The organism is Hahella ganghwensis DSM 17046, from assembly GCF_000376785.1.
GTDB lineage: Bacteria > Pseudomonadota > Gammaproteobacteria > Pseudomonadales > Oleiphilaceae > Hahella > Hahella ganghwensis.
This window is the reverse complement of sequence record NZ_AQXX01000138.1, coordinates 25,085-50,718: the sequence shown is the minus strand read 5'-3', so window position 1 is coordinate 50,718 and position 25,634 is coordinate 25,085. Positions and strand designations below refer to the sequence as shown.

General features: G+C 50.5%; 23 protein-coding genes and 1 pseudogene. 12 read left to right on the top strand and 12 right to left on the bottom strand.

All coding sequences use genetic code 11. The annotated features are described in order from the left end of the window. The first annotated feature begins 40 nt into the window (after positions 1–40). The gene (locus tag F566_RS0125735; protein ID WP_020409921.1) at positions 41–1,567 is read left to right on the top strand and encodes a HAMP domain-containing sensor histidine kinase; all 1,527 of its coding nucleotides are present in this window, start codon (positions 41–43) and stop codon (positions 1,565–1,567) included. A 30-nt stretch (positions 1,568–1,597) separates the two neighbouring features. On the opposite strand, the pseudogene hspQ reads toward F566_RS0125735, so the two are convergent. Next, a pseudogene (gene hspQ, locus F566_RS37785) lies at positions 1,598–1,909 on the bottom strand (heat shock protein HspQ). A 91-nt stretch (positions 1,910–2,000) separates the two neighbouring features. After that, positions 2,001–2,555, bottom strand: a complete 555-nt coding sequence (locus F566_RS0125725; RefSeq protein ID WP_020409919.1) for a DUF924 family protein — start codon at positions 2,553–2,555, stop codon at positions 2,001–2,003. Positions 2,556–2,669: 114 nt separating this feature from the next. Between F566_RS0125725 and F566_RS0125720 the strand changes: the two genes are divergently transcribed. After that, positions 2,670–4,067 carry a DUF6880 family protein gene (locus F566_RS0125720; protein WP_020409918.1) on the top strand — a complete coding sequence of 466 codons (1,398 nt, stop codon included), beginning with the start codon at positions 2,670–2,672 and terminating at the stop codon, positions 4,065–4,067. A 9-nt stretch (positions 4,068–4,076) separates the two neighbouring features. On the opposite strand, the gene F566_RS34105 is transcribed toward F566_RS0125720, so the two are convergent. From F566_RS34105 to F566_RS34100, 4 genes are all read right to left on the bottom strand, one after another. Beyond that, positions 4,077–4,817 carry a helix-turn-helix transcriptional regulator gene (locus F566_RS34105; RefSeq protein WP_083921179.1) on the bottom strand — a complete coding sequence of 247 codons (741 nt, stop codon included), beginning with the start codon at positions 4,815–4,817 and terminating at the stop codon, positions 4,077–4,079. A gap of 36 nt (positions 4,818–4,853) precedes the next feature. Then, positions 4,854–5,186 (bottom strand): antibiotic biosynthesis monooxygenase family protein, encoded by a 333-nt coding sequence (locus tag F566_RS0125710; RefSeq protein ID WP_020409917.1) that lies wholly within the window; start codon positions 5,184–5,186, stop codon positions 4,854–4,856. Between the two features lie 306 nt (positions 5,187–5,492). Continuing rightward, positions 5,493–6,095 carry a LysE family translocator gene (locus tag F566_RS0125705; protein WP_020409916.1) on the bottom strand — a complete coding sequence of 201 codons (603 nt, stop codon included), beginning with the start codon at positions 6,093–6,095 and terminating at the stop codon, positions 5,493–5,495. 98 nt (positions 6,096–6,193) lie between these two features. Next, entirely contained in the window at positions 6,194–6,439 is a 246-nt protein-coding gene (locus tag F566_RS34100) for a DUF1127 domain-containing protein (RefSeq protein WP_020409915.1), read from the bottom strand. A gap of 300 nt (positions 6,440–6,739) precedes the next feature. On the opposite strand from F566_RS34100, the gene F566_RS0125695 reads away from it, so the two are divergent. From F566_RS0125695 to F566_RS0125685, 3 genes are all read left to right on the top strand, one after another. Beyond that, positions 6,740–8,164 (top strand): aminotransferase-like domain-containing protein, encoded by a 1,425-nt coding sequence (locus F566_RS0125695; RefSeq protein WP_020409914.1) that lies wholly within the window; start codon positions 6,740–6,742, stop codon positions 8,162–8,164. A 29-nt stretch (positions 8,165–8,193) separates the two neighbouring features. Beyond that, the gene (locus F566_RS0125690; RefSeq protein WP_026180317.1) at positions 8,194–9,216 is read left to right on the top strand and encodes a YheT family hydrolase; all 1,023 of its coding nucleotides are present in this window, start codon (positions 8,194–8,196) and stop codon (positions 9,214–9,216) included. A gap of 118 nt (positions 9,217–9,334) precedes the next feature. Beyond that, positions 9,335–9,706 (top strand): translation initiation factor Sui1, encoded by a 372-nt coding sequence (locus F566_RS0125685; RefSeq protein ID WP_026180316.1) that lies wholly within the window; start codon positions 9,335–9,337, stop codon positions 9,704–9,706. 9 nt (positions 9,707–9,715) lie between these two features. On the opposite strand, the gene F566_RS0125680 is transcribed toward F566_RS0125685, so the two are convergent. Then, the gene (locus F566_RS0125680) at positions 9,716–10,345 is read right to left on the bottom strand and encodes a flavin reductase family protein (RefSeq protein WP_020409911.1); all 630 of its coding nucleotides are present in this window, start codon (positions 10,343–10,345) and stop codon (positions 9,716–9,718) included. Between the two features lie 214 nt (positions 10,346–10,559). Between F566_RS0125680 and F566_RS0125675 the strand changes: the two genes are divergently transcribed. From F566_RS0125675 to F566_RS0125650, 6 genes are all read left to right on the top strand, one after another. After that, complete coding sequence (locus tag F566_RS0125675; protein WP_020409910.1) at positions 10,560–11,954, top strand: imelysin family protein; 1,395 nt, start codon at positions 10,560–10,562, stop codon at positions 11,952–11,954. A gap of 176 nt (positions 11,955–12,130) precedes the next feature. Beyond that, on the top strand, positions 12,131–13,639 hold the full coding sequence (locus F566_RS0125670; protein ID WP_051085434.1) for a di-heme oxidoreductase family protein: 1,509 nt from the start codon (positions 12,131–12,133) through the stop codon (positions 13,637–13,639). Between the two features lie 13 nt (positions 13,640–13,652). Next, positions 13,653–14,738 (top strand): imelysin family protein, encoded by a 1,086-nt coding sequence (locus tag F566_RS0125665; RefSeq protein ID WP_020409908.1) that lies wholly within the window; start codon positions 13,653–13,655, stop codon positions 14,736–14,738. Next, a complete protein-coding gene (locus F566_RS0125660) occupies positions 14,710–15,867 on the top strand; it encodes a DUF1513 domain-containing protein (RefSeq protein WP_157497094.1) in 1,158 nt (385 codons plus the stop codon). Before F566_RS0125665 ends, F566_RS0125660 begins: the two co-directional genes overlap by 29 nt. A 115-nt stretch (positions 15,868–15,982) precedes the next feature. Then, positions 15,983–17,755, top strand: coding sequence for an SLC13 family permease (locus F566_RS0125655; RefSeq protein WP_020409906.1), 1,773 nt, complete (start codon positions 15,983–15,985; stop codon positions 17,753–17,755). 146 nt (positions 17,756–17,901) lie between these two features. Beyond that, complete coding sequence (locus tag F566_RS0125650; RefSeq protein WP_020409905.1) at positions 17,902–18,699, top strand: hypothetical protein; 798 nt, start codon at positions 17,902–17,904, stop codon at positions 18,697–18,699. A gap of 79 nt (positions 18,700–18,778) precedes the next feature. Here the strand turns inward: F566_RS0125650 and F566_RS0125645 are convergent, their stop codons facing one another. The 4 genes from F566_RS0125645 to F566_RS0125630 form a co-directional block, all read right to left on the bottom strand. Then, on the bottom strand, positions 18,779–21,922 hold the full coding sequence (locus F566_RS0125645) for an efflux RND transporter permease subunit (protein ID WP_020409904.1): 3,144 nt from the start codon (positions 21,920–21,922) through the stop codon (positions 18,779–18,781). After that, positions 21,919–23,028: an efflux RND transporter periplasmic adaptor subunit gene (locus F566_RS0125640; RefSeq protein ID WP_020409903.1), complete on the bottom strand. Its 1,110-nt coding sequence runs from the start codon at positions 23,026–23,028 to the stop codon at positions 21,919–21,921. The genes F566_RS0125645 and F566_RS0125640 overlap by 4 nt, the downstream gene beginning before the upstream one ends. Positions 23,029–23,196: 168 nt before the next feature. After that, positions 23,197–24,153, bottom strand: a complete 957-nt coding sequence (locus tag F566_RS0125635) for an isopenicillin N synthase family dioxygenase (RefSeq protein ID WP_020409902.1) — start codon at positions 24,151–24,153, stop codon at positions 23,197–23,199. A 109-nt stretch (positions 24,154–24,262) separates the two neighbouring features. Further along, positions 24,263–24,490 (bottom strand): hypothetical protein, encoded by a 228-nt coding sequence (locus F566_RS0125630; protein WP_020409901.1) that lies wholly within the window; start codon positions 24,488–24,490, stop codon positions 24,263–24,265. Positions 24,491–24,650: 160 nt separating this feature from the next. On the opposite strand from F566_RS0125630, the gene F566_RS0125625 reads away from it, so the two are divergent. Beyond that, the gene (locus F566_RS0125625; protein WP_020409900.1) at positions 24,651–25,181 is read left to right on the top strand and encodes a DUF1993 domain-containing protein; all 531 of its coding nucleotides are present in this window, start codon (positions 24,651–24,653) and stop codon (positions 25,179–25,181) included. A 23-nt stretch (positions 25,182–25,204) separates the two neighbouring features. On the opposite strand, the gene F566_RS0125620 is transcribed toward F566_RS0125625, so the two are convergent. Further along, positions 25,205–25,612, bottom strand: a complete 408-nt coding sequence (locus F566_RS0125620) for a hypothetical protein (protein WP_020409899.1) — start codon at positions 25,610–25,612, stop codon at positions 25,205–25,207. Positions 25,613–25,634 lie beyond the last annotated feature (22 nt).

The following is a 25,634-nucleotide window of genomic DNA, read 5'->3' as shown; positions in this document are numbered from 1 at the left end:
GGTGTGTTCGTGCCAGAAGTGGTGAGCCCGGAACGATAATATGAGCAGCGCCAAGCCGCCCCCTTCACAGATGGACAGAATCAATCATTTTTCAGAGAGCAAACTGGCGAGGACATGGCCCACTAAAATCATGCTCCTTTCAGCACTGGCAATTATGGCGCTGACCGTTCTTGATGGATTATATGAGGGCTACCAACAACTACAGATTGAGATTCAGCATCGGCGGGAAATGGCTGAGAACACTCTTGACTCAATTAATCCCAGTCTTGCTTCGGCGGTATTCAATGATGATTTGGCGGCAGTACAGGAGCTCCTGGTTCACCTGACGTCATTTCCCAACATCCTCTATGCCAGTGTACGCAACGATTCAGGCATTGCCGTCGCGGAGCGGGGCGACAAATCAGATCCGGATCACCATATCCTGATGGCCAAGAGCCTGAACTGGACTGTCGATGATGAGCATGTTGAAGCTGGAGAAATCATAGTCATTGTTGACGCCGAGGTTTCTCTTCATTACTTGCTGAATACGGTAGTACGCAAGAGTCTTGCGATTCTGCTGGGGGTAGTCATTGTCTTGATGGGTATCACCGCCGCTTATCATCGCCTGACCATGCGACTCAGAGACCTGAGCCTTGCCACGTATAGAATCAGCGAAGGGTACACTGAACAGAAACTCCCCTATCTGAGTCAGACAGACGAGATTGGTGATATCGCTCATTCTATTCAAAGGCTTTACCGGAATGCGGAAAATCTGTATGACCTGCAGGATCGATTGGTCCGTAATATGACCATGAAAAGCCAGGAGATTATATCTGCCAAGCGGGATGTCACCACGCTTAATCGAACCAATAATCTGTTCTTGGCCTCGGTCAGCCAGGAAATCAGGTCTCCTCTGACAGCCATACGTGGTGCCGTTACCCTGTGCAAGAACGGCATGGCTGGCAGTATTCAGGAACAAACCCTGAGTTTGCTGAAAATAGCAGAAGAGAACTGCCTGCGGCTGGAAGACCTGATCCAGGAGGTCATGGATATTTATGAACTACAGTCCGGCAGTCTTGAACTAGATCTGCGGGAAGTAGACCTCACTTCAGTGATCCAGAGAGTCGCTGCACGCTGGGAGCCAAAAGCCCGGAAGAAGCTGCAACGGATCAATTTTGACACGTTCATGGACATTCCCAATGTCAAAGCGGATTCCATTCGTCTGGAACAGGTACTGGATACCATCATTGGAAATGCCGTCCGCTATTGCGGTAACGGCAGCAATATCCAGGTAACCCTCTCCCACACAGAAGACAGTGTTCGCATTTCCATTGCCGACGATGGCCCAGGAATTCCAATGAAGCTCCGTCCAACGCTGTTTCATATTATCAGCGAGGAGAAGGAATCTCAGAGTCATAGTAATACTCATGGCCGCGGCGTTGGCCTGGGACTGGCCAAAGGCATCATGCTGAATATGTTCGGCGATATTTCTTATGAATCCATGTCAGCAGAAAACGTGAGAGACTCCACCCTGGACTCAGGCACCACGTTCTTTATTGACATACCGATATACAGCAATCCAGATTAAGACCTGTTGACACGTAAGCAAGAACGAGTCTTAGTGACAGCCCTGTTTTGGCAGGTAGCGGGCTCCATCAAAGCGATCAAAGTAGTGGCCCAGCAAGGGATGATCGATCTGACGTTCTTCAAGGCTCGGCCTTAAATTCCGCTCTGCGACATAAGTGACATAGTCTGATTCATCCACCAGGACATGGTATCAGGGCTTGTCTTTTGGGGGACGGGATTTGGCCACACTTTCGTACCAGGAGTCGGTGTGATTGAAACGAGAGTCCACACCCACCACGACTCCCCGGTATCCGAACAGATTATGCTCGATCAACTGCCCTATGTGAAACCTTGCCTTAACCATGACTACCCCCGTCGATATAACTGCGCAATATCCGTTATCGCAGTGTTAAAGCCTCTTGGATAGTATAGTTGTTTCACAAAGAAATGCGTTGTCAAAAAGAAGAACCTGGCTCCTTTAAAAATGCCACCTCTTCTGCTGTGGATTTGCGTCCAAGGATGTCATTTCGGTGAGGATAGCGCCCGAAACGTTCAATGATATCTTTATGCCGGTGCTCAAATTCCAGGTTGTTTTCCAGTCCGGGCTGATTAAACAGCAGCAAAGCCCGCTCATGGATCTGTAACGACTCACTGTGCATGAATGGCAGATACAGAAAGGCTTTTTGTGGAGGCGTAAGCACCGCATCCGCTCCCTGAGCTATCGCCTCCTGGGACAATACCAGAGCCATGCTGTCTGCGGCAAAAGCCTGTGGACGATCCCTGTAAATATTTCGAGAGAACTGATCAAGCACGATCACTTCCGCCAGTCGCCCCAGTGGCGTAGATCGCCAGTGCTCGCATTCGCCGGCACAAGCCGCTTGATGTACATCGCCGAAACGGCGGGCAATGGTGCTATCCAACTGGGCACTTTTACGCCACCAGTCCTTCGGCTCCAGTTCCCGAAACCAGAAATCCAGCACCGCCTGTGCCTGAGGGGCCAATGAGGTCATAGTCTCTCCTTGATAGGAATGTTATCTTGATGATGTTTTAAGGAGTATGCTCTCCAAAACAGATAATTAACTCAATAGCTTTCCAGACAGAAGATATCAGCACAGGGGTGAGCAATGGCAACTGACTCAAAAGATCTTGCAACCCGGCTGGCGAAACTGGGCAAGGCCGATATGATCGACCTGCTGCTGGATCTGCACGGAAGGCACTCGGACATCGACAATTACATCGATCGCTATCTGCTGAAGAACTCCCCTTCGGAATTGGCCGATAGCCTGCGTCAGTCGATCAGACAACTCGCCAGATCACGACGTTTTATCGAATATAGTGCCTCATTCAGTTTTGCCGCCCAGTTGCAGCAGCTATTAAGTGACATCCAGGGAGCTCTGCTGCCGGACCATCCTATGCTCGCCTGTGAGGTGATTGTCGAATTCATTGACTCTCATGACAGAATTCTACTGCGAAGTGACGATTCGGCGGGAGTTGTGGCCGATGTATATCAGGAAGCGACCCTGCTATTGATCAGTGCCATAAAGGTGGCCCGCACTAATCAACATTTTGAGGATGGTGAGTGGTTGAGCCGGTTTGATGCCTGGCGCCAGCATGATCCTTACCATTTTTATCTGAACATGCTCAAAGAAACCAGAGGCGCGTTTTCTGAGGAAGAACTCAGAAGGCTGGCCTGGCGTTACCAACAACGACTGAAAAGTGTTCCGGCTGACCGTGATGAGGCACTGAAACGACAGGAAGCCTTCCAGGGGCTTCAGGGTGTCTCTAAAGCACTGGAGACCCCAAAGCTATATGAAGAAGCGCTGACACTATACACCCATCAACCCCATCCACAGGATATGATTGATGTGGCCAGAAACTATCTGGACTTTCTGCAACCGGTGGAAGCCATCAGAATCCTTGAGAAACTTCAACCTGCTCAGAAAGAAACGCTTGAACTTCTATTAAGCGCCTATCGGCAGCAGAACAACGAAACTGCGGAAAAAGAGATTCTCAACCGTCTGTTCACTCTGGAGCCCAGCACCGAAAACTTTCAGGCGTTGCTGGCATCGACACCTAAATCAGAGCACCAGCAGATGCTCAATGATGCGATTACCAAGGCAGAAAGAGCTGACAACGGAACACTGGCAGCCAACCTTTTACTGGAGCTGAACCAGCCATCAAAGGCGCTCAATCTTCTGCTCAGGCAGGGAAATCAATTACAGCAATACTACTATGGTGATCTGTTGGCGTTGGCAGAGAGCTTCAAGGAAAGTAAAGTCCCTCTCGGTGCCATACTTTGCTATCGGGCGCTGCTGGAGGATATTCTGAATCGAGCCTACAGCAAGGCCTACCTCTATGCAGCAGACTATGTACAATCACTGCTGGAACTGGATCAGAATTGTCAGGATTACGCCCACCTGCCCAATCATAGCGAATATCTTCACCAACTAAGGCAAAGTCACAGCAATAAAAAGGGCTTCTGGAGCCGAGTGGACGGGTCAGTACTGCTGAAGGGGCTGTGAACCGTACCTTTACAAGACCAGGCTTTCAGTCTTCCGGTGGTCTGGGCCCTTCTGGGCAGGCATTGAACTGGGCTGTGACATAAGCCACATAGTGGTCCAGGTTTTTTTTTCCCGCTCCAGTTCAAAATAATCAGCATCCAGTACCAGAGTCTGAATTCGATCAAGGCGAAACTCACGGTAACTGCCACGTAATCGGCACCAGGCAACCAGTGTCCAGGTGCGTCCCCAATAGAAAAGTCCCAACGGTTCCAGTGAACGCTCACTGAACTCGCCATCAGCCCGCTGGTACCTGATCCGGATCACTTTCTGTCGCCGAATAGCCAGACGCAGCTCTTCACCGTACTGGGCAACCTTCCTGTCGACAAAAAATTGTGGCGAATGTATTTGTGTCTGTTCCCCCAGCCGCTTCAGATGCGGTGGAAGTTCCGCCAATATTTTCTGTAAAGCCTGAGTCGCCGCCCGTCCCAAAGCACGATCGCTCCAGGCCTGAACCATCCGCATTCCGACCAATAGAGCTTCCAGTTCCTCTTCCTGAAAATTTAAAGGAGGCAAAGTAAAACCCCGCATCAGACGGTATCCCACACCCGCCTCACTCTCTATCGGCACTCCGGAATACATCAGAGCCTGCATATCCCGATAGATTGTTCTCTCAGTGACTTCCAACTGATTGGCAATAGTGCGGGCGGTTACAGCCCCACGCTGACTTCGCAGAATCGTGACAATCTGAAACAGGCGATCTGCCTTACGCATGGGGCATGTATCCTTTCCGACTTTCAGAGAAAATTGTTATTCAATGGAACAGCTATTGGTGACAACCGGCAAATGCCTCATGGTCACGCTATCAGGGTCAATACAGGACAAGGCCGGCTTGCTCAGGGGCGATTCCATAAAATCTTTACCTGCCGTTTCAGCAGCGGCTAGATTCTGCCAATAGACGATATCTGTCCACTCCTCCTCTCCATCCAGCTTGCACAGACTGCGGTATAAAAAACCGGGCTGCTGTTTAACAAACTGCTGAATACCTTCGTTGGCTGCCAGAAAGTCCTGCTCTGTGGTACCTGCCAGTAGTTTAAAAGTCACCATTTCAACGACATTCGTATCGGCTGTGTTTCCGGACATATTACAGTCTCCTCGTTAGTTAATGAACGTTTGTATCATCCGTGGTAATAAACTAATTCATGTCTACTGACAGCATTCTGTCAGGAGGCTGAAACCGAGTGGAATATTGGACAGAACCAATTAGATGACCGGTATAAGAAGAAAAAATGGGCCGACAGGAGGTATCGACCCCAAAAACCTTCCCGAGGGTATGTTTAGCTTACGGAGTACCGAATGCTAAAAGGGAAGACATCATATTTCGGAAAGGTGCTCAATTCAGGGAACCACCTGGATCTCAGGATAATGCTCAGAGAATTATTACTGTGCTCAGACGAATTTGGCGGACACCATTGGCAACACTGACAGCGCAAGCAATGAAGCCATAGTGATATTGAACAGACGCAGCTGCCTTGGCTGGCTCAGCCAGTTACGCATAGCAGCCCCACCCACCAGCCATAGGCCAACACAGGGAAAACTCACTAGCAGAAACGCGGAAGAAATCCACAATGACTGACTCAACACTTCACCGTTCACCGTGGTGAAAGCCGCCATAGCGCCAACAGCCATTACCCAGGCCTTAGGATTAACCCATTGAAAAAGAGCTGCCTGAATAAACGTCAAAGGCCGGCTGCTGCCTGTATCCGATGGCCCACTGCGGGTCATGGCGATTTTATAGGCCAGATACAGCAGGTAGGTAATACCGACGATCTTGATAATCGTATGCAGTAAGGGAACTTCTTCAAACAAAGCACCAAGACCAACACCAACGGCCACGACCATGGTTGGAAAACCAAGACAGATACCAAAAAAGTGTGGCAGGGTCCGGTATACCCCATAATTCAGACCGGACGTCATTACCATAATATTGTTAGGCCCAGGGGTGACCGTGGACACCAACGCAAACAGTAATGCACTCACCAAGATTTCCATGAGAAATTCCCAAAACAGTAATTCAAACGCTGTAATAATTCGGGTGTTTTACCCTGCCGGCCTGCCAACTGAATGGCTGGCTTGTAACAGGCAGGAACTTAATCCTGCCAGAACTTCTTGTTCAGCTCTTTTTTTACTTGAGCCTGGCTCAGACCAATATCTTCCAGAATGGCGTCCGGCAGGGATGCCAACTGACGACGGGTCTGATAGTTGTGTTTCCACTGGGACAGCACCGCTATCACCGGATGGCCGATAAACTGGCTCAGAAATCCGTGTGACTGACCGGCCACAGTATGGTCAGTGAAATTTGAAGAATGGTTGATTCGATCTACTTGTACGCTCATGTTATGCCTCCAGAACTTATACCTGACAGCTACCTGCTGCCCTAAACTCGTTGTGGAAGACCCTTAAAGGCGGGCCTGATTATTTTTGTTAGGAGGTCTTTGGGTACCATCCAGTGGTGACTTCCACGATGCCTATGTTAGCGACATCAATTGAACCGTTACAGATTCAATTAAAGAAAACATTGACCATAACAGATTAGGTAATTACTCTTCTGTTATGGCATATTTTTAAGAATCTGTACTGGTCGATGTGACTGTTTGCCATGACAGATGGTGTTTTATTGGTTCACGGGGCTCACCATGGAAACAAATCTTTATGCTCAACTGGCAGAACAGTTGACCGATCAAATCCGGGAAGGTGTATTTCAGGTGGGAGACCGAATGCCTTCTGTGCGCGAGCTCTCGCGCCGGCAGGCGGTTAGTATTTCCACTGTCACCACAGCCTATGGCCTGTTGGAAGAAAGAGGCTGGGTCGAGTCCCGCCCCAAGTCGGGCTACTATGTTCGCCGGCGGCATGAAGAGTCGCTGGCCGTGCCCCGACAGATCCGCACTATGCCCCGGCCTCGTCCCGCCAACACATCACAACTGGTGATGGAAGTACAAAGGGATGTGGCAGCCAATAAAGGGGTCAGCATGTCAGCGGCGATACCAGCCCTAGACTTTCCTATCGTCAAGCATGTGCAGCGCACTTTTACCCAGATATCCCGGACCCGGCGCCTTCTTGGCGTTGGCTATGACAGCCCGGAAGGATTACCGGAACTCCGCCAACAGATTGCCCGCAGAGCTGTGGATGCAGGTGTTTTTGTATCTCCGGAAGCGATTATTACGACGGCTGGATGTCAAAATGCCATGGCGCTCTGCCTCCGTGTATTGACCCAACCCGGTGATATCGTCGCAGTGGAATCCCCGAGTTATTATGGACTGCTGCAAATGATCGAGGCTTTCGGCCTCAAAGCTCTGGAGATACCGTCCAACCATGAAACCGGTATCAGTCTCGAAGCGCTGCAACTGGCTTTGGAAAAATGGCCCATCAAGGCCTTGCTAAGCGTTTCCACCTTTTCCAACCCCCTGGGAAGCACTATTCCTGATGAGAGAAAGCAGGCCCTGATTGACTTGCTGGTGCGTTATGACATCCCGCTGGTTGAGGATGATATTTATGGAGATTTATATTTCGGTGAACGTCGCTCCAAAGCCGTGAAGGCTTTTGATCCGGACGGCCGGGTGCTGTTGTGTTCTTCGCTTTCCAAAACCATTGACCCCCAGCTTCGGGTTGGCTGGGTCATGCCTGGACGGTATTTTGAGGAGGTAGTGCACCGGAAGTTCATCAACACGATTTCCATACCGTCACTACAGCAGATGGTCGCGGCCGAGGTACTTGCCCAGGGAACATACGAACGGCACCTGCGACAGGCCAGGGAAACCTATCGTCAGCGTTATCTGAGACTATTGGACCTGGTGGCAGAATACTTTCCGCAGGAAACCCGGATTTCCCGTCCTCAGGGAGGCTTGGTTGCCTGGTTTGAGTTGCCTAATAAGGTTAATACCACAGAGCTCTACCATCGGGGGCATGCCGAAAATGTCTTTATCGCTCCCGGAGAGTTGTTTTCTGTGACCGGCCAGTACCGGAATTGCTTCAGGCTGAATTATGCCCAGGGGTGGACTCCTGAAAGAGAGGAGGCAATCCGCAAGCTGGGTAGCTGGATCAAAGAGGCCATGACGCGATAGTCCATGGTCCATAAAGTGAAGTGAACGCTATGACAGAGCACCAGGACAGCACCAGACACAGGAACAAACGGGTAGAGTGGTCCCCGAAATGGGGGCTTCGTAACCCTCATACTCAATCCATGCTGGCCTCCATCAAACTCAGAGCACCTGTTGTGCGTCGTCGAGCACGAGAGGTCATTGAGACAGCCGAAGAAGTGATTCTGGACTGCAAAGATGGCGTCAGGATCCACGGCTTACTCAGTCGCCACGATCATCAACCCCGCGAAACCGTTGTCTTGATCCATGGCTGGGAAGGCTGTGCGGACTCTCTGTATCTCCTCTCAATTGCCGGAGTGCTATACAAGCAGGGTTACGATATTTTCCGTCTCCATCTCAGAGACCATGGACCCACCCACCACCTGAATCAGGAAATGTTTCATGCCTGCCTGCTGGATGAAATCTGTGAAGCACTGCACCTGCTGCAATGCAGGATTACGCCACCACAGTGGTACCTCCTAGGGTTTTCCCTAGGTGGAAACTTTGCCCTCCGTGTCGGAACACAAGCACAGGCCTTCAGCCTGAATATGCAACGGGTGATAGGAATTTCTCCTTTACTGCATGCCAAGAACACTCTTTGGGCTCTGGAAAACGGCCTGCCAATATATCGGGGTTACTTCCGCAAAAAGTGGCGAAAATCCATCAACCGCAAGGCAGAAGCGTTCCCGGAACTCGTCAATGCTGAGTCGTTCACAGGCAAAACCAGTTTGACCGACATGTCACACTATTTTGTCACTCATCACACCCCGTTTGACCGCTTGCAGGACTACTTTGACAGTTATGCTCTGACAGGAGAAACTCTCACCCATTTGCAAGTACCCTCAACGCTGATCATGAGCGAAGATGACCCCGTCATTCCGCTACAGGATCTGGCGGAGGTGCGCGGAAATCATTTTCTGGATATTGTGCGCTCACCCTTTGGCGGCCATTGTGGTTTTATTGAGAACTACCGTCTGGATGCATGGATCGACCAATACGTTTGCCAGCTATTACAATCCGAACGGGCCATAAGCTAGTGACTTTAATACTGTTAAGAGGCTCCCTGGATCACTTTATGGGGACTCTTCAACCAAAACAGGAATACAAATGAGTCAAAAATCCAAATTCATGTCCCTTACCGACCTCAAGAAATCCATGGGGGTGGAGGATACGCCTTCGGAGGCGGAATCAGGTGTCGTTTACTCTACCGTGCAGGGAAAAACCTGTCCCGACTGTGGTAAGCCGGTCAAGGCCTGTACCTGTAAACAATCAAATACTGCACCGGGAGACGGAAAGGTCAGAATCAGCCGGGAAACCAAAGGTCGGAAAGGAAAGGGGGTCACTCTGATCAGTGGTATTCCGCTGGCCGGGGAAGATCTCAAAAACCTGGCGAAGAGCCTGAAACAGAAGTGCGGTGTTGGTGGAACCATCAAAGATGGCATCATCGAGATTCAGGGGGACCACAGGAATCTGTTGTTGCAGGAGCTGACCAGGCTTGGCTACAACGCTAAAAAATCCGGGGGCTGAGCGCCCCTTTCATATGTCCTCAAGTGGCCTGTCCGGCTTGGCGTAACTCAGTCTGGCCAGTTGCTCACTCCGGTGATATCGATCCAGCCCTGACAAAGCCACAGTTCCGGCTTTTTCGATATCTACAAGGCCATCAGCCCCCACACAATCATCCGGCACCCAGACCTGCATAATCTCACCAATGATAAACTCTGTTTTATTGATCTCCAGGTGATGGTGTTCACGAAATTGCAGACCCAGACGAATGCTCGCTTCCTGCACATAAGGCGCTTTAAACCCCTCCTGCCATAATTCCGTCAAGCCCGTAGCCCCGAACTCGGAAGTGTCTTTGGGATAGCGGGCAGAGGTCTGGTGGGCCTGGCGAAAAATATCGTCACTGACATGATTGAGAGTGTACTCGCCTGTTTCCAGAAGGTTTTCCAGGCTATGTCTATCCACAGAATGCGGCCGGATCACCATGGCCAACAAAGGAGGATGTGCACCGATATGAACACAGGAACTGACAATCGAGAGATTGGTTCGTCGCTGATTATCGACGGTTCCAAGAAGATTGGCACTTTTGAAACCGGAAAGTGAGTTGATAAAAGCAACCCGATACAAGTGCTCCATTTGCTCAATGGCTTGCCGGTCTATATACATTAAAACAATACTCCTGATTTGATAGTTTCTACATGTGGCGGCCTTCTTATCTGAGAACTTACGTACCTGCGCCCCTGGAAGTTTAATCCTGCCTGCAATACTCTTCTTCGCACTACCTTCTTTGCATCCTCCCGACATTCTTGCGGTATCGATAAATAACAATTATTATCATTTACATTATATTTATAAATTGACTCCTTGACGGGTAATAACCATGATGCCGACACACAAGCTTTCCTCTCTGAAAGCGGCTCTGACCACTTTATCAGCGGCTGCTCTATTGACAGCCTGCGCAAGCACAGAAAATGATACACAGACTAGTCAGCAGGAAATTACGCCTGCCACGGTGGCTGAACATTATGCAAACCTGGCCTATGCGGAATACTCGGATTCTCTGACCAGTGCGAAACACCTGCAAACCCGTATTGAAACCTTCCTGAACAACCCCACTCCGCAGAATCTGAAAGCCGCTAAAACCGTCTATCGGCAGGCTCGTGTACCTTACCAGCAAAGCGAAGCGTTCCGTTTTGATCTGGAAAACGGTCATGTGACACCAGGCCTGGATGCCGATGGTGGGCCCGCGAGTATTGACGACTGGGAAGGACAAGTAAACGCCTGGCCGCTGGATGAAGCATTGATTGACTACGTTGATGCCAGCAGCTATCAAGGCGAATACAATGCACCGGCCAATATCATCAATAGCTTCTCCACTCTGACAGTCGGCGGTGAGCAACTGGATGTCAGCAATCTAACGCCTGAACTACTAGCCAGCTTGAATGAGGTGGGAGGTGCAGAAGCCAATGTCACGACAGGCATTCATGCCATCGAATTTCTGCTTTGGGGCCAAGACACCAATGGTACCAACCCCGGTGCTGGCAAGCGCCCTGTCAGTGACTACTATACCCAAGCTTCACGAGGCACATGTACCAGCGGACCGGTGAAGTCAGATCCTAAAATCTGTCAGCGTCGTGCTGAATACCTTCGTGCAGTCACTTCTCTATTGATCAGTGACCTGTCTGAAATGGCCAACGAATGGTCACCCGAGGCTGGCGAAATCAAAGGTACCCTGCGTCACGACTTTCTGACTCGCGGGGACGGCGTACAACGTGTTCTCGATTCCATGGGCGACATGGCTATCGGCGAACTGGCCAGTGAGCGCATGAAAGTCGCCATTCTGTTCGGCAGTACCGAAGACGAACACGACTGCTTCAGCGATGCCACCCATATTGCCATCTATAATAATGCTCAGGGCGTCATCAATGCCTATACAGGTACCTATACAAGGTTGGATGGTTCCATAGTGCAAGGCCCGAGCCTTTCTGATCTGGTACGTGAAAAAGACAGTGAACTGGACGCACAGGTACGCCAGCAGCTGGACCAGATTCAACAACGTATGCAGGCAATCGTCGATTCTGCCAATAGCGGCAAAGCGTTCGACCAACTCGTTGGCGGTAGCAAAGAAGACAAAATGCTGGTGTTGTCCGCAGCAGAGGCTCTGGTTAACCTTGAAGAGCCGCTGAGCGATGGCGTTGGAAAAGTGCTGGCAGTACAGGTAGCAGAATTCGATGCTGGAACCTGTCCTACTGACAGTCTGGCAGACTGCGGCTGATTTCTTCAGGGCGAACCTCGAGTTCGCCCTTTTCTAGTTACACCATTGAGTCTGGGGGGCAAACATTCACGGAATGTGCTCACACAACACTTTTTAGAAAGTAAAAATTTTAAGAACACAAAATACTTTAAGAAAACGAAAGCTATGTGCTGTTGAATAAGGTTGTAAACACTCTGATGAACAAGACACAAATCCGGGGGCGCAAGTGCGTCCTTTTTGCGTTTCTAACCCTCGGCAATCCATGCCTCCTATCAAGCGCATTTGCCACAGAGGCAACTACCGAGGTTGGGATTGATCCCGCCATGTTGGGGGGAGAAACAACGGTTTATGCCAGACATGCAGGCGCTTTTTCTCTGAACTCCGCCAATATGTCTGCCAGTCGCAAAGGCGACTTTTTGATCGGCAATGATTTTTTCGAAGACCCTTGGATCATCGCTCCAGCGACAACCGACCTTCGAGATGGTCTTGGTCCCATATTCAATGTCAGCGCCTGCCAAAGCTGTCATTTCAACGATGGCAGGGGACATGCCCCAAATGCCATTGGCAGCACAGATATCCGGGACGACGTCGACAGCCTGCTCATTCGTCTAAGCCGTCCGGCAGACACATCTGAAGAACAGGATCATCTCAGACAGCCTCAAGTCGCCAACCTGGGAGAGCCTGTGTACGGCGGACAGCTGCAGGACAGAGGCATTCCCGGCGTTGCTCCAGAAGTACGTATCGGTGTGACTTACACTGATGTCCCGGTAAAGTTCGAGGATGGGTATGAGGTTGTACTACGTAAACCCATGTGGCAGTTCAGCAAATGGGGCTACGGTCAGCCGCTAGACAGCACGACCTTTTCCGTACGTGTTGCACCACCGGTTATCGGCCTTGGGCTGTTAGAAGCCATCCCGGAGGAGACAATTCTCGACTTGGCCGACCCCGAAGATGAGAACCAAGACGGTATCAGCGGGCGCCCAAACCAGGTTTGGCATGTCGCTGAAGCACGCAGCACTTTGGGACGCTTCGGTTGGAAGGCTGGTCAACCAACGGTGAAACAGCAAACTGCAGGAGCGTTCAATGGCGATATGGGATTGACCTCCACGTTATTTCCGCAGGATGGTTGCACATCCACTCAGACAGGGTGTCTGCAGGCAGCCAACGGAAATGACGAAAACGGTATAGAGATTCGTGACGACATTCTGGATTTTGTCTCGTTCTACGCGAGCAATTTGGCAGTACCGGCGCGTCGGAATATGGATGATCCACAGGTTCAAAAAGGCGAACAGCTGTTTCAAAATGCCGGTTGCCAGAGTTGTCATGCCGGACCCTTTGTCACAGCGAAGCTGGACAAAGACAGGATCGAGCAATCGGAGCAGACCATCTACCCATACACGGATCTGCTACTACACGATATGGGACCTGATCTGGCTGATATCAAACAGGATAATCAACCCGCCCCATCAGGCGAACCGGTAGAGCACAGTGCCACAGCCTCCGAATGGCGTACACCTCCTTTATGGGGAATTGGCCTGTCAAAAACAGTGAACGCCAGTGCCAGCTTTCTCCATGATGGCCGTGCTCGTACTCTCATGGAAGCTGTACTCTGGCATGGTGGCGAGGCCAAAGACTCCAGGGACAGGGTACTGGCTTTCAGCGCTCAGGAAAGAATCGCTTTCGAAGCCTTTCTAAACTCACTCTGACACAGGACCTCACATGCGTTACTGTCTGCTGATTTTATGTCTGGTTCTATCGACCCTCAGTTACAGCGCTGAACGTGATCCAGACATCTACCTGAAGCTTTTGGGCCAGGGGCTTGAACTGATTTTGCCGGCCCACCAGACATTCGCTGACCAGACCGTTGCTTTGAAAAAGCAAACTGAGGAGTTATGTCAGGTTCGAACTCAGGAATCCCTGGATGCCGCCCAAAAACAGTGGCGCAGCACCATGGAAGCCTGGATGCGGGTATCGGTATTGCAGTTTGGTCCGCTGCTGGAAAACGATCAACGCTTAAGAATCCAGGCATGGCCGATCAGAGCCAGACTACTCACCAGAGGCATCAATCAGCTTGAATCCTCAGAGACTCCACCAACGCTGGAATCTATTGCGCACGGTACGGTAGCCATTCAGGGTCTTCCAGCACTGGAGGTGTTTCTATTTCGGGATAATGCACTAACTGCGCTGGAAAAAGGGCAGGCATGTCCGGCATTACAGACTGTCGCCAGACATCTCGTTGTTCTCGCTAAAGAACTCAATAACCGCTGGCAAGGCGACTTCGGCAAGGATTTTGGCAACCCTGCCGGCATCCCTGGTGGATTTGACACCCCCCAACAGGCTTACGACGAGTATATGAATGGGTTGGTCACAGCAGTACAGCAGATCAAACGCCGTAAACTGGAAGATCCGCTAGGACTTGCGGGAAGACCCGGCAAAGCAAACGCTACGGAATCCTATTTGAGCGGAAACTCTCGGGCCAATCTGCACAATAGCCTGAATGCTCTGATCGAGTTCCTCACCGGCGGTCAAGGGTACGGTGTGGAAGACGACCTGCTTGATCAAGATCCTGACGGGATTGCAGCGCTGATTCTGAACGACCGGCTAAATGGAATCACGAAATACAATAGCCAGTTGACCATGCCGCTGGAGGACCTGGTGAAACCCGCTACGGCCGAAGCGGAATCCCAGAGAGAAGTTGTCATATCACTGTTCAAGGAACTCAGCCTTCTCAATAGGGCTTTCGAGAATCAGCTCTTTGATGCTCTCGGAGTAACGCGTGATTTCAACAGTGAAGATGGTGACTAAATTGTCGATAAAGATGTCGATGACCCGCAGGCAATTGCTGCAATCGAGCCTGCTTGCTGCAACCAGCCTGATGTTTCCGTCCACGGGCTACACCGCTGAAAATCACCGGGGCAGCCTTTTGTTGTCCTCTGCTACTGATACAGACGGACAGGACTGGTGGATGTTGAGCAACTCGCAGGGTGAAATCCTCGCTCAGCACGCCTTACCTGGGCGGGGGCATGGCTGTGCCCTGCACCCCTCAGGCAAAAAGGCCGCAATTGTCGGCCGACGCCCGGCGACGTTCATGTCTGTTGTGGGGGTCAACGGGAGTAATTACCAGTTCATCGATCTGACGTCCGGCCCAGGACGTCATTTTTTCGGCCACGCTGTGTTTTCAGCTGATGGCAACCTGCTCTATACCACAGAAAATGATTATGAGAACAAACGCGGTCTGGTGGTCGTTCGTGATGCTCAAAATCAATACGAGGTTATTGATGAATGGTATAGCGGCGGTATCGGTCCCCACGAATTGCGATTGATGCCTGATAGCCAGACACTGGTAATTGCCAATGGCGGCATACTGACCCATCCGGACCAGCCGCGTGAAAAGCTGAACCTGGATACCATGTCGCCAAATCTTGCCTACCTCGATAGCCGTTCGGGCAAGTTGCTGGCAACACACCAGTTATCTGACCATCAACTCAGTATTCGCCACATTGACGTCACCGACAGCGGGAGAGTTTGGGTTGGCTGTCAATATCAGGGCATGGCCCTTGATCCTATGGCACTGGTTTATTATCACGACTTTAACCAGGGTGAATTAAAACCAGCTACAGCCTCCATGGACACATGGCGCGCCCTCAAACGTTACACAGGCAGTGTCGTCGCGGATAATCTGCTTGGCGTCATCGGTATCAGTTCCCCGCGGGGAGATAGAGTCACCTTCTGGGACAACCAGACCGGCGAACACCTCAAGGATATCCACCTCAGGGATGTCTGCGGACTAATACCCAGCCCCGATGGTAGCCACTTCATCGCCACAACCGGTAAAGGCACCATCGCCATCATTGACGCTAAAACCTACGCTGTGACCTCTGAAACCCGCAATCCAAAATTGCACTGGGATAATCATTTACAAATTCTGGCCTGAACATAACCAGTAAAAAGTTTGTCTGAGAGTCATCCGGCGGTAGTTTTCTGGTTCGTCACACAGTAATCTTCTCCCCTGGCTATCATTGAACAAAAGATACAGGGGAGAACACTCTATGACATGGGAAGCGTGGTTCACGCTGGGAATACTGGCGGCAGTTCTGATCACGCTGATTGTCACCGAAATTGCCCCTTATCTGGCCATGATGGCAGCCCTCACCTTACTGAGTACCAGCGGTATCCTGACAGCCCAGGATGCACTCTCAGGCTTTAGTAATCCTGGGCTGATGACCGTGGCCGCCATGTTTATCATCGCATCGGGCATGCAGGCATCGGGTGCATTACACGGTATTGTGGATAAAATCCTGGCACGGCCTAAAAGTATCCCTGCGGCCATGTTTCGACTGTGTGTCCCCACCATCTTTCTGAGCGCATTTCTGAATAATACGCCGGTCGTTGCAACGATGATTCCAGCTGTGAAAAGCTGGGCGGACAAGATTGATATTCCCATATCCAAACTGCTGATACCCTTGAGTTATGCCTCTATTCTGGGGGGCACTATTACGCTGATCGGTACCAGTACCAACCTGATCGTCAGCAGTCAGTTTGAACAGCTTACCGGTGAATCCACGTTCTCACTGTTTTCCATCACGATTATCGGTTTGCCGGTGGCGGCCATCGGCCTGACCGTTATGATGTTGTTTTTCTCCAAATGGCTACCCGGACGCAAAAGCAAACCGGCCTTTGCCAAGCTGAGGGAATTCACTTTGGATGTAACAGTTGCGGCAGATGGTCCACTTGTGGGTAAAACCATTACCGAGGCGGGCTTGCGTAATCTCAAACGCGTGTTTCTCGCAGAAATCGAACGGGGTGGCAGCCTGTTGACTGCCGTCTCCCCACTGGAAAGGCTGAAGGGAGGTGATCGCCTGACATTCGCCGGTGACACTGATGCTTTGTCTGACCTGTTGGCCATTCGCGGCATAGTGCCCTCCAATCATTTAGGGGAAACGCCGCTGGAAGAAAACCGCCCAGAGCGATGTCTGGTGGAAGTTGTGCTTTCACCCCATTCGGCGGTATTGGGCCAAACTATCAAGGATAGCCAGTTCCGTGACCGATATGCCTCCGTTATTCTCGCCGTTGCACGTAATGGGGAAAGGGTCAGAGGAAATCTTGGCTCAATCACACTGCGGGCAGGCGATACTCTGTTGCTCGAAACCCGGCCAAACTTTGCCCGGCAACAACGGAATAACCGGGACTTTCTACTGGTGAACGACTTGGAAAGAGAGTCCATTCGTCACAATAAAGCCTGGGTTGCCTGGATTATTCTCCTGAGCGTTGTCATCAGTGCAGCTTCCGGCCTCACTTCCATACTCAATGCGGCACTGATAGGTGCTGCAGCCATGTTGGTTTTGGGATGCTGTTCGGTTTCACAGGCGCATCGTAGCCTGGATATTCCGGTTCTGGTTACTATAGGGGCCTCCTTTGCCCTGGGGACAGCTCTCTATAAAACAGGCGCAGCCAATGCCATTGCGGATCTGGTGATTACGGTCAGCGGCGGTCATCCTTGGCTGCTGTTAGTTGCCATCTATGTCACCGTATCCCTGCTGACTGAGTCCATCACCAATAATGGAGCCGCGATCCTCATGCTGCCCATTGTGCTGCATATTACCGAACAGTTGTCTCTTAACCCCCTCCCATACGTGTTCTGCATTATGATGGCGGCCTCGGCAAGCTTTGCTACACCGCTTGGCTATCATACGAACCTGATGGTATACGGGCCTGGGAACTACTCTTTCAAAGATTTCCTGAAAGTCGGTATCCCCATGAACATTGTGGTAGGCCTGGCAACTGTCATTATTATCGGACTCACATTCCCCCTTGTCGGGTAGATGGTTTTCCTGGCAGCTTCAGTTGATATAGAATCGTGATCTTTTGTAGTTTATCAGTTCACTTTTAATACTAGCCTCACTTAGATATTAATAATTACCGCTGGATATCAACAGTTGTTGGCCAGATTACCAATAAAGGATTAAAGATGAAGTCTCTCAACATCATGATGGCCTGTTTCATGGTTGCTTCTTTAACTGCCTGTGGCGGTGGAGGCGGTGGCGGAAAGTCCTCGGGCTCAAGCCAGAATAATACTCTGGTTATCACGGCTGAAAACGCTACCGAAGTCGCACATCTGGTTACGGCAAGCGATATCGCAACCGAAGGCTCCAGAACGACCGCCTCAGATGATACTAGTGATTCACAGATTCGCTCACTGCCATCGTCAAATCAGATCAGAAATTCTTTGGAAACACTCACAGGCTCTGATACATCTGACTGCCATTTTGGAGGTAGCTCAACTTACACCTATCGAGCAACCAGCAATAGTGGCAGCTCAGGTTCGCTGACCGGACAAATCAAGCTGAATAACTGCAACGACGACGGTGACTATTCACTCAATGGTAACCTTGCATTGGCTGGTCAGTTCTCAGACTCAGGTGACACAGGAAATATTGATATCACCGGGTCCATGACTCTGACAGAACTGACAACAAGTAAGTCGTTGACCATGTCCGGTATGCTCATAGAGCTGTTTTATACCGGAGACCTGACCGAATACTCCGAATCTTATTACGCGTCAGGAGCCCTGATAGGTGGCTCTTACACAGTGAAGACCACCGAAGTTATTCGGGTTTATGATTACAATAACCCTACCAGTGGAACAGTGGTCGTCAGCGGTGCAGACGGTACTTCTCTGGTGATAGAGTTTGATTCCAGCGGTTTTGGGGTTTACTTAACCATTAACGGTGGAGACTCTGAGTTTTACGCATACGACGAGCTTTAAGCTCACATGCCTTAGCTCATTTACATATCAAAAAAGGCTCGCCAGTGGATCACTGGCGAGCCTTTTTTTCTTGTCACGGTCAGGATGAAGAACGATGCTCCAAGGCCACGTCCTCGTGCAGTAACAGCTCTTTATTCAACTGACTTTCTACGGCTTTTGGTGAGGTTGTTCCCTTCGCCAGAAGGCTATAAGCCACCGGCACGACAAACACGGTAAACAATGTGGCTGCTGAAACACCCCATAGTATGACTGTACCAATGACTGACCGGGTTTCCGAACCGGGTCCATCGGAAATCATTAAAGGGACTGCACCAGCAATGGTGGTGACCGCTGTCATCAGAATCGGGCGCAGCCGGGCAACCGATGCTTCGACCAATGCCGTGTCAAAACTAAGTCCCTGGTCTCGGAGCTGGTTGCTGAATTCCACAATCAGAATCCCGTTTTTGGCAGCAAGACCCACCAGCATGATTAAACCGATCTGGGTATAAAGGTTAAGTGAGTTTCCAGTGAGATACAGTCCCAGCATTCCACCAGCCACCGCTAATGGAACAGTCAGCATGATCACAAACGGATGTATGTAACTCTCAAACTGCGCGGCAAGCACCAGGAATACAATGAGAATACCTAACAGCAACGTAGTATATACCGCTGTTCCGGCCTCACGAAAATCCGCCGACTGGCCTTTATAATCGATCTGAGCATGATCAGGAAGATGTTCTCGTACGAGCCCTTCCAGATACCCAAGAGCATCCCCTAAATTAAGCTGATCTTCCAGATTGGCTTCTATCGTAATCGCCCGCAACCGGTTAAAACGGTTCAATGAAGCGGAATCAGCATATTCCTGTAATGTCACCATATTCGACAGAGGGATCAGTTCCCCTGATCGACTGGAACGAACATAAATATTCTCTATGCTACTCGGGGTTCTCTGTAGCTCAGCTTCCCCTTCCACAATCACATCATATTCCTGCCCGTTATCAAGATAGGTTGTTACCGTGCGCCCCCCCAACATGGTTTCCAGTGTTCGTCCAATATCCTGCACTTTCACCCCAAGATCTGCAGCACGGTTGTAGTCGATCTGCACAGAAAGAAACGGGCGGGTTTCCTTGTAGTCAAAATCGACACCATCCAGACCCGGGTTAGTCTCTTCAATTTTACTTTGCAGGATATCCCGCCATGCTGCCAGTTCCTGATAGGTACCACCCCCGATCACAAACTGGACGGGTTTCTGTATTCCCCCGCCAAATCCCTGTCTCATGACAGGAAATGCTCTCACTCCAGGCAGGTCCGACAGATTCCGGCGTACTTCCGCCATGATTTCCCAGGCAGTCCGGCGATCATCCCATGGCGTGAGAGTGATGATGGCAAACCCCGAGTTAAAGTCCTCAATATTCCCCCAGCCCCGAGGTGCACGAACCAGAACCTGTTGAGCATCCCCCTTGTCAACCAGAGGCAAAAGTCGCCGCTCAATCTCATTCATATAGTCCAACATGTACTCATAGGTGGCACCTTCCGGACCATTCACAATGATGAAAAATGCCCCCCGATCTTCTTTCGGCGCATATTCCTGGGGAAGCTCTCGGTACAACCACCAGGTTCCCACACAAATTCCAGCAAGCAGAAGCAACCAGAGCCACCTGACCTTCAAACACCAGCCAAGAATTTTGCCGTAAACATTCTGTACTCCCTCGAAAAAGTGGATTTCCTTGTCCTCGGCTTCACTATCACGATGAATACTATGTAATGGCGACAGAATCTTGGACGCAAGAGCCGGAGATACCGTTAACGCCACAACACTGGAAAATGCCACCGCGGCCGCCAGGGTTAACGCAAACTCTGAAAACAGGCGCCCCACATCCCCCTGCATAAAAGCAATGGGAACAAACACCGCAATCAGGACCAATGTGGTCGCCACCACAGCAAAGGCGATCTGTCGGCTTCCCCTGAACGCCGCCACAAGACGGGTTTCACCATGCTCGTGCATACGACGGTCGATATTCTCCAGGACCACAATGGCATCATCCACTACCATCCCGATAGCCAATACCAGGGCCAGCAAAGTAAACATATTGATGGTGAATCCAAAGGCATAAATGGCAATAAATGCCGCTATCAGAGAGATAGGAACCGTGACTGCCGGGACCATTGTTGCCCGAATACTTCGCAGGAATACCAGGATGACCAACACTACCATCCCTATGGCGATAAACAGGGTTTTCACCACTTCATCGATCGCACCTTCAACGAACACCGAGGAATCGTAGCTCAGGGCCAGGTTCATTCCATCCGGCAACCCTTTGTTCACCCGCTCCGCCTGAGCTTTGACAGCCCTTGCCACTTCAATGACATTCGCGTTGGATTGTTTGCTGATACCTATACCAACCCGCGTCACACCGTTACCCCGGAAGATACCGCGGTCTTCTGTCGCGCCTAACTCCACACGGGCAATATCTCCCAGACGGATCAGATAGCCATCATCGCCCGCATCGAGTACCAGATTCCGGAAATCCTCCGGTGTATTGAAGTTGCGTTCAGTGCGTACCCGAAACTGCAAATCACGAGACTCAATACTGCCGGCAGGCAATTCGACATTCTCCGCCCGCAACGCCTGCTCGACATCCGAGACTGTCAACCCTCTGGCCGTCAAGGCATTCCGGTCCAGCCAGATTCGCATGGCGTAAACCTTACCGCCGCCAACACGTACGCGGGCAACACCATCCACGACAGAGAACCGATCAACGACATAACGACGGGCATAGTCTGTCAATTCAGGAACAGACTTATTTTCACCGGACAGGCTCATCCACAGAATGGTGTCGTCGCTGCTGTCTTCTTTGGCGATATCCGGGGGGTCAGCTTCATCTGGTAGATTATCGACGATACGGGATACCCGGTCCCGAATGTCATTGGTCGCTGCATCTATATCCCGATTTATATTGAACTCCACCGTGATCCGCGAACGGCCGTTACTGGATTGAGAGGAAATGGTAGTGATTCCTTCCACACCAGATATACGCTCTTCTATCACTTCAGTAATACGGGTCTCAACAATATTGGCCGATGCCCCCGGATAGTCGGTGGAAATACTCACCACCGGCGGGTCAATCGCGGGATATTCCCGCAGCGGTAACCGTTCAAAGCAGAGATAGCCAATGGCAATCAGCAACAAACCGATGACCGATGCAAAGACTGGCCTCTTAACCGAAGTATCAGACAGAATCATGGGGTCGCTTCCAATTGACCTGCTTCGCGGAGCACCTTGGCAATATCCAGATTACCGTCATCTACCGCCAGGATTTTCACCGGGCTACCGTCAGCGACTTTCAGAGTGCCATGTACGATCACAAAGTCGCCGGCATCAACCCCATCCACAATTTCCACACGGCCAGCCTTACGGGTGCCGATAGTGACCGTACGTCGACTGGCTGTAGTAGACTCTTCACCCTCAACAACATATAAAAAATGTTGTCTGCCTACCGCAAACACGGCACTTTCAGGAACAACCAAAGTATTGCGCGGCTTTGATTGCAGGGAAAGTTGCATCAACATTCCCGGCAACAGTTCCTGCACCGGGTTGTCAAACCATGCCCGGGCCCGAACTGTTCGAGTAACGGGATCGATTCTCGAGGAAATGCTTTTAAGCTCCCCCTCAAACAAACGGTTTGGATAAGCACTGGTGCTGGCTTTCACTTTCAATCCCGTTCCCAGTTGGCTCAGATATACCACCGGTATGTTGAAGTCCACCTTTACTACGCTCAGGTCGTCAAGTGTCGTCAGGGCATCATCCGGCTCCACAAGAGCACCCTCACTCACCTCGCGCAATCCCACAACACCGTCGAATGGAGCCGATATCCTGTGCGCTGATATTCGGGATTTAATTGCCTCAATGTCAGATTGAGTCTGGCTTACCCGGGCCTGGGCCAGATCCAGATCGGCTTCACTGCCCACTTTGCGATTGAAGAGCTCTTCTGTCCTACGCATAGCGCTCTGACGTTCCCTCAGAATAGCCTGCTCAGATCTGAGATTCGCCTGCTCTTCCTGATCATCAAGCTGAACCAGAAGCTGCCCACGTTTTACTTTTTGCCCATCGGCAAAGTGAATACTGACAATCTTCTCAGTAATCTTAGAGGTAACAGTGACAGATTCATTAGCCACAGTTGTCCCCAATGCCTCTATGTTATCTACCAGAGGGCTCCGTTCAACCGGTGCAGCGATAATACCTGTTGGCGGTTTTCCGGTAGCCTGCGCTGCTGCAGAAACGGTCAATATCAGCAGAGCCAGAATTAAGGGGAAACGGATGTAACGGTACTCCGTCTTACCAACAGTCATCGTGGAATGTCCTTCATTTCATGGGGAGAGCACAGGAACTCTCTTTCTATACGCTGAACATAGAATATACGCTGAGCATAGAAGTTTCAGTTTGCTGCGAATATAGTGGGGAGATTACTTTTTATTAACTAACAAGAACCAAGTCAGTCACCAAGAAATTTCAGAATTTTACTCCTGCCTGCGATGTCCGTAGGTCGCATCCAACCGCATGGTCAGGTAATCAGCACAGGTAACAGGATCATACTCTGGAGACTGGTGAGGAAAGATGTCACTGGGATCAACAACGGAATCGGGATTTACCTCCAGGAAAAAGGCGATAGAATAACGCTCCCTCTCCGGCGGCCGAACTCTGTGAGGAGTGGAAATATAAGTATTATTCGTCCAGCGCATGAGACAATCGCCGATATTGCACACTAAGGTTCCGGAAATACTTGGGGCTTCTATCCATTCGCCACCCCGGGTTCTGATCTGCAAACCTGCCACACCGTCCGTCGCCAGTATGGTGATATTGCCATAGTCCGTGTGTGTCTCTGCACCGCCATCTTCTCTTTCACAGTAGTTGGAGGAGGCGGGATAATGCAGCATGCGCAGTGTTGCAATCGGGTCATCCAGGTGCTGCTCAAAGAAACCTTCCGGAAGTCCCAAATCCAGACTGAAGCCCCGATGGATTTTGCGACCGAGGCCCAGACAGGCAGCAAAATATTCCTGCACGTGTGTTTTCCAGCCCGGTAGCTCTGGCCAAAAATTTGCTCCTCTGAACGGCTTCCCCGCAATCACATCCGGATGATCGCCTGGCAGATCCCCCCCAATATTGAAGGCTTCCTTGGTATCCGCACCAGCATTAGGATTGAGCTGCTCGTCGGACATGGCAATATAGCCCCGGTTATGCGGCGATTGTGTAATCGACAATCGATTCTTGAAATCAAGCGGCATATCAAAGAGGTTTTTAGCTGCATTGAAAGCCATAGATAACAAGTTCTGGGGAATACCATGATCTTTAACATAGAAAAATCCGATTTCCCGGCAGGCTTTGCCCAATTCTGCTGCCGTTTGCCGACGCGTTTGCAAACAATCACTGACAAGCCCTGCAACGGATATGACGGGTATTTCGCTGCGAACTTCCATAGTCTGAGCTCCGTTAAGGATATCGCTTTGCCTTTGGTTTCCTGACTCCAATTTAGTCCACACAGCTCCACGCATAACGCCGATAGAGACTGTCCGAAGGCATCAGTGACTACTCCTTCGCCTTGAATCGTGCCGCATCAATAATCGACCAAAGATGCGCAATTCCTCCGATAATCGCCGGTACGACCAAAAGCCATAATGCATAACCACCGAAAGCAATAATGGCAAAGATCAGCGCTGCCAGAATTCTCCCCTGAACCAATTGCCCCAATCCTGGGAAAAATACATTACATATGGCGGCCAGAACATTTCCGCCGGACCCTTGACCTGATGACATGGGCACTCCTGCTCTTCAATTAAAAACCTTATTAAATATGAAACTATAAGGCCTTGTCACCGGATAATTGAATGCATATTCTCTCCAGCAGCGTGTGTTAACATTTTATTGGACGCTCGTGCACAACCTTTGCTTTCTAACCCTGTTGGAAATTCTCTCGTTGATTGAACAAAACGCTGTCGTCACCTCCCACAACCCTGTCACGATCTTTGCCCGTTATTTAAGACAACTGGACAGGATACTGGAAAAAATTCAAGAACAAACACATTCAGAGAGTGCCTCACTTGCCTCTCAGATTCATGAAACGATGTTTCCTTTGGGCCAGCAGGCACGTACAACAATTGGGTTTTCATTAAGGGCATGCTGCCCTCTGGCAGGGCTGGAAATTACCTCATTCAGTGATGAGGAGAATTTGTTTGCTGCCATCAGGAATGAACTCAGCAGGACATTGGAGTACCTCCAGTCAATTCCAGAAAAGGATTTCAAGGATTACACCTGCCGCACCATTGACACTAAAGCGGGCTTTGAAGAACACAACATGTCCGGCTGGGATTACCTGAATTTATATTGCCTCCCCAACTTCTTCTTCCATTTCAGCATGGTATATGCCATCGCCAGACAACAGGGTATTAATCTGAGCAAAGGTGATTTTGACGGATTTCACCAGTATCCGGCAGGCTTCTCATTCTGAGATAACCTGATTTTAATATCCCCTTACAGGTCATATCGATTATCAGCCGCTTGCAGACTCAGCCCTGACTCGATTTCGCGCAATGCCTGGAGGACATCCTCCATCACTTCACCAGTCTCAAACTTTAAGCCGTACTGACTGCCCACTTCCGTTTCATTGGCATAAACCAACAGGAACGGAAGGTCGGTAATGCGAATCTGCTGCCCATCCGCTGTTTCAAACTGAAAACTGACCGTCCCGCTGGCTGCATCAGGCAAGCGCCCATTCATAAAAATTCCCAGCCCATTTCGATTAAAGTTTATCGAACTGACATCAAACTCTTTCCCCTCTACGTAAACAAGGCTGCTACTGAACGCGGGTGTGCACAGTAGTCTTGGAAGCTCTCGCTTTTCCCTGAATGAGGAGCGATTCCCCTGACTATCCTTCGCCATATTTCGACCCTCCTGCTGACAA

Excerpts from the sequence above, each read along its gene's own strand:
- F566_RS0125735 (WP_020409921.1), top strand. The coding sequence starts at position 41 with ATGAGCAGCGCCAAGCCGCCCCCTTCACAGATGGACAGAATCAATCAT.
- F566_RS0125725 (WP_020409919.1), bottom strand. The coding sequence starts at position 2,555 with ATGACCTCATTGGCCCCTCAGGCACAGGCGGTGCTGGATTTCTGGTTT.
- F566_RS0125720 (WP_020409918.1), top strand. The coding sequence starts at position 2,670 with ATGGCAACTGACTCAAAAGATCTTGCAACCCGGCTGGCGAAACTGGGC.
- F566_RS34105 (WP_083921179.1), bottom strand. The coding sequence starts at position 4,817 with ATGCGTAAGGCAGATCGCCTGTTTCAGATTGTCACGATTCTGCGAAGT.
- F566_RS0125710 (WP_020409917.1), bottom strand. The coding sequence starts at position 5,186 with ATGTCCGGAAACACAGCCGATACGAATGTCGTTGAAATGGTGACTTTT.
- F566_RS0125705 (WP_020409916.1), bottom strand. The coding sequence starts at position 6,095 with ATGGAAATCTTGGTGAGTGCATTACTGTTTGCGTTGGTGTCCACGGTC.
- F566_RS34100 (WP_020409915.1), bottom strand. The coding sequence starts at position 6,439 with ATGAGCGTACAAGTAGATCGAATCAACCATTCTTCAAATTTCACTGAC.
- F566_RS0125695 (WP_020409914.1), top strand. The coding sequence starts at position 6,740 with ATGGAAACAAATCTTTATGCTCAACTGGCAGAACAGTTGACCGATCAA.
- F566_RS0125690 (WP_026180317.1), top strand. The coding sequence starts at position 8,194 with ATGACAGAGCACCAGGACAGCACCAGACACAGGAACAAACGGGTAGAG.
- F566_RS0125685 (WP_026180316.1), top strand. The coding sequence starts at position 9,335 with ATGGGGGTGGAGGATACGCCTTCGGAGGCGGAATCAGGTGTCGTTTAC.
- F566_RS0125680 (WP_020409911.1), bottom strand. The coding sequence starts at position 10,345 with ATGTATATAGACCGGCAAGCCATTGAGCAAATGGAGCACTTGTATCGG.
- F566_RS0125675 (WP_020409910.1), top strand. The coding sequence starts at position 10,560 with ATGATGCCGACACACAAGCTTTCCTCTCTGAAAGCGGCTCTGACCACT.
- F566_RS0125670 (WP_051085434.1), top strand. The coding sequence starts at position 12,131 with ATGAACAAGACACAAATCCGGGGGCGCAAGTGCGTCCTTTTTGCGTTT.
- F566_RS0125665 (WP_020409908.1), top strand. The coding sequence starts at position 13,653 with ATGCGTTACTGTCTGCTGATTTTATGTCTGGTTCTATCGACCCTCAGT.
- F566_RS0125655 (WP_020409906.1), top strand. The coding sequence starts at position 15,983 with ATGACATGGGAAGCGTGGTTCACGCTGGGAATACTGGCGGCAGTTCTG.
- F566_RS0125650 (WP_020409905.1), top strand. The coding sequence starts at position 17,902 with ATGAAGTCTCTCAACATCATGATGGCCTGTTTCATGGTTGCTTCTTTA.
- F566_RS0125645 (WP_020409904.1), bottom strand. The coding sequence starts at position 21,922 with ATGATTCTGTCTGATACTTCGGTTAAGAGGCCAGTCTTTGCATCGGTC.
- F566_RS0125640 (WP_020409903.1), bottom strand. The coding sequence starts at position 23,028 with ATGACTGTTGGTAAGACGGAGTACCGTTACATCCGTTTCCCCTTAATT.
- F566_RS0125635 (WP_020409902.1), bottom strand. The coding sequence starts at position 24,153 with ATGGAAGTTCGCAGCGAAATACCCGTCATATCCGTTGCAGGGCTTGTC.
- F566_RS0125630 (WP_020409901.1), bottom strand. The coding sequence starts at position 24,490 with ATGTCATCAGGTCAAGGGTCCGGCGGAAATGTTCTGGCCGCCATATGT.
- F566_RS0125620 (WP_020409899.1), bottom strand. The coding sequence starts at position 25,612 with ATGGCGAAGGATAGTCAGGGGAATCGCTCCTCATTCAGGGAAAAGCGA.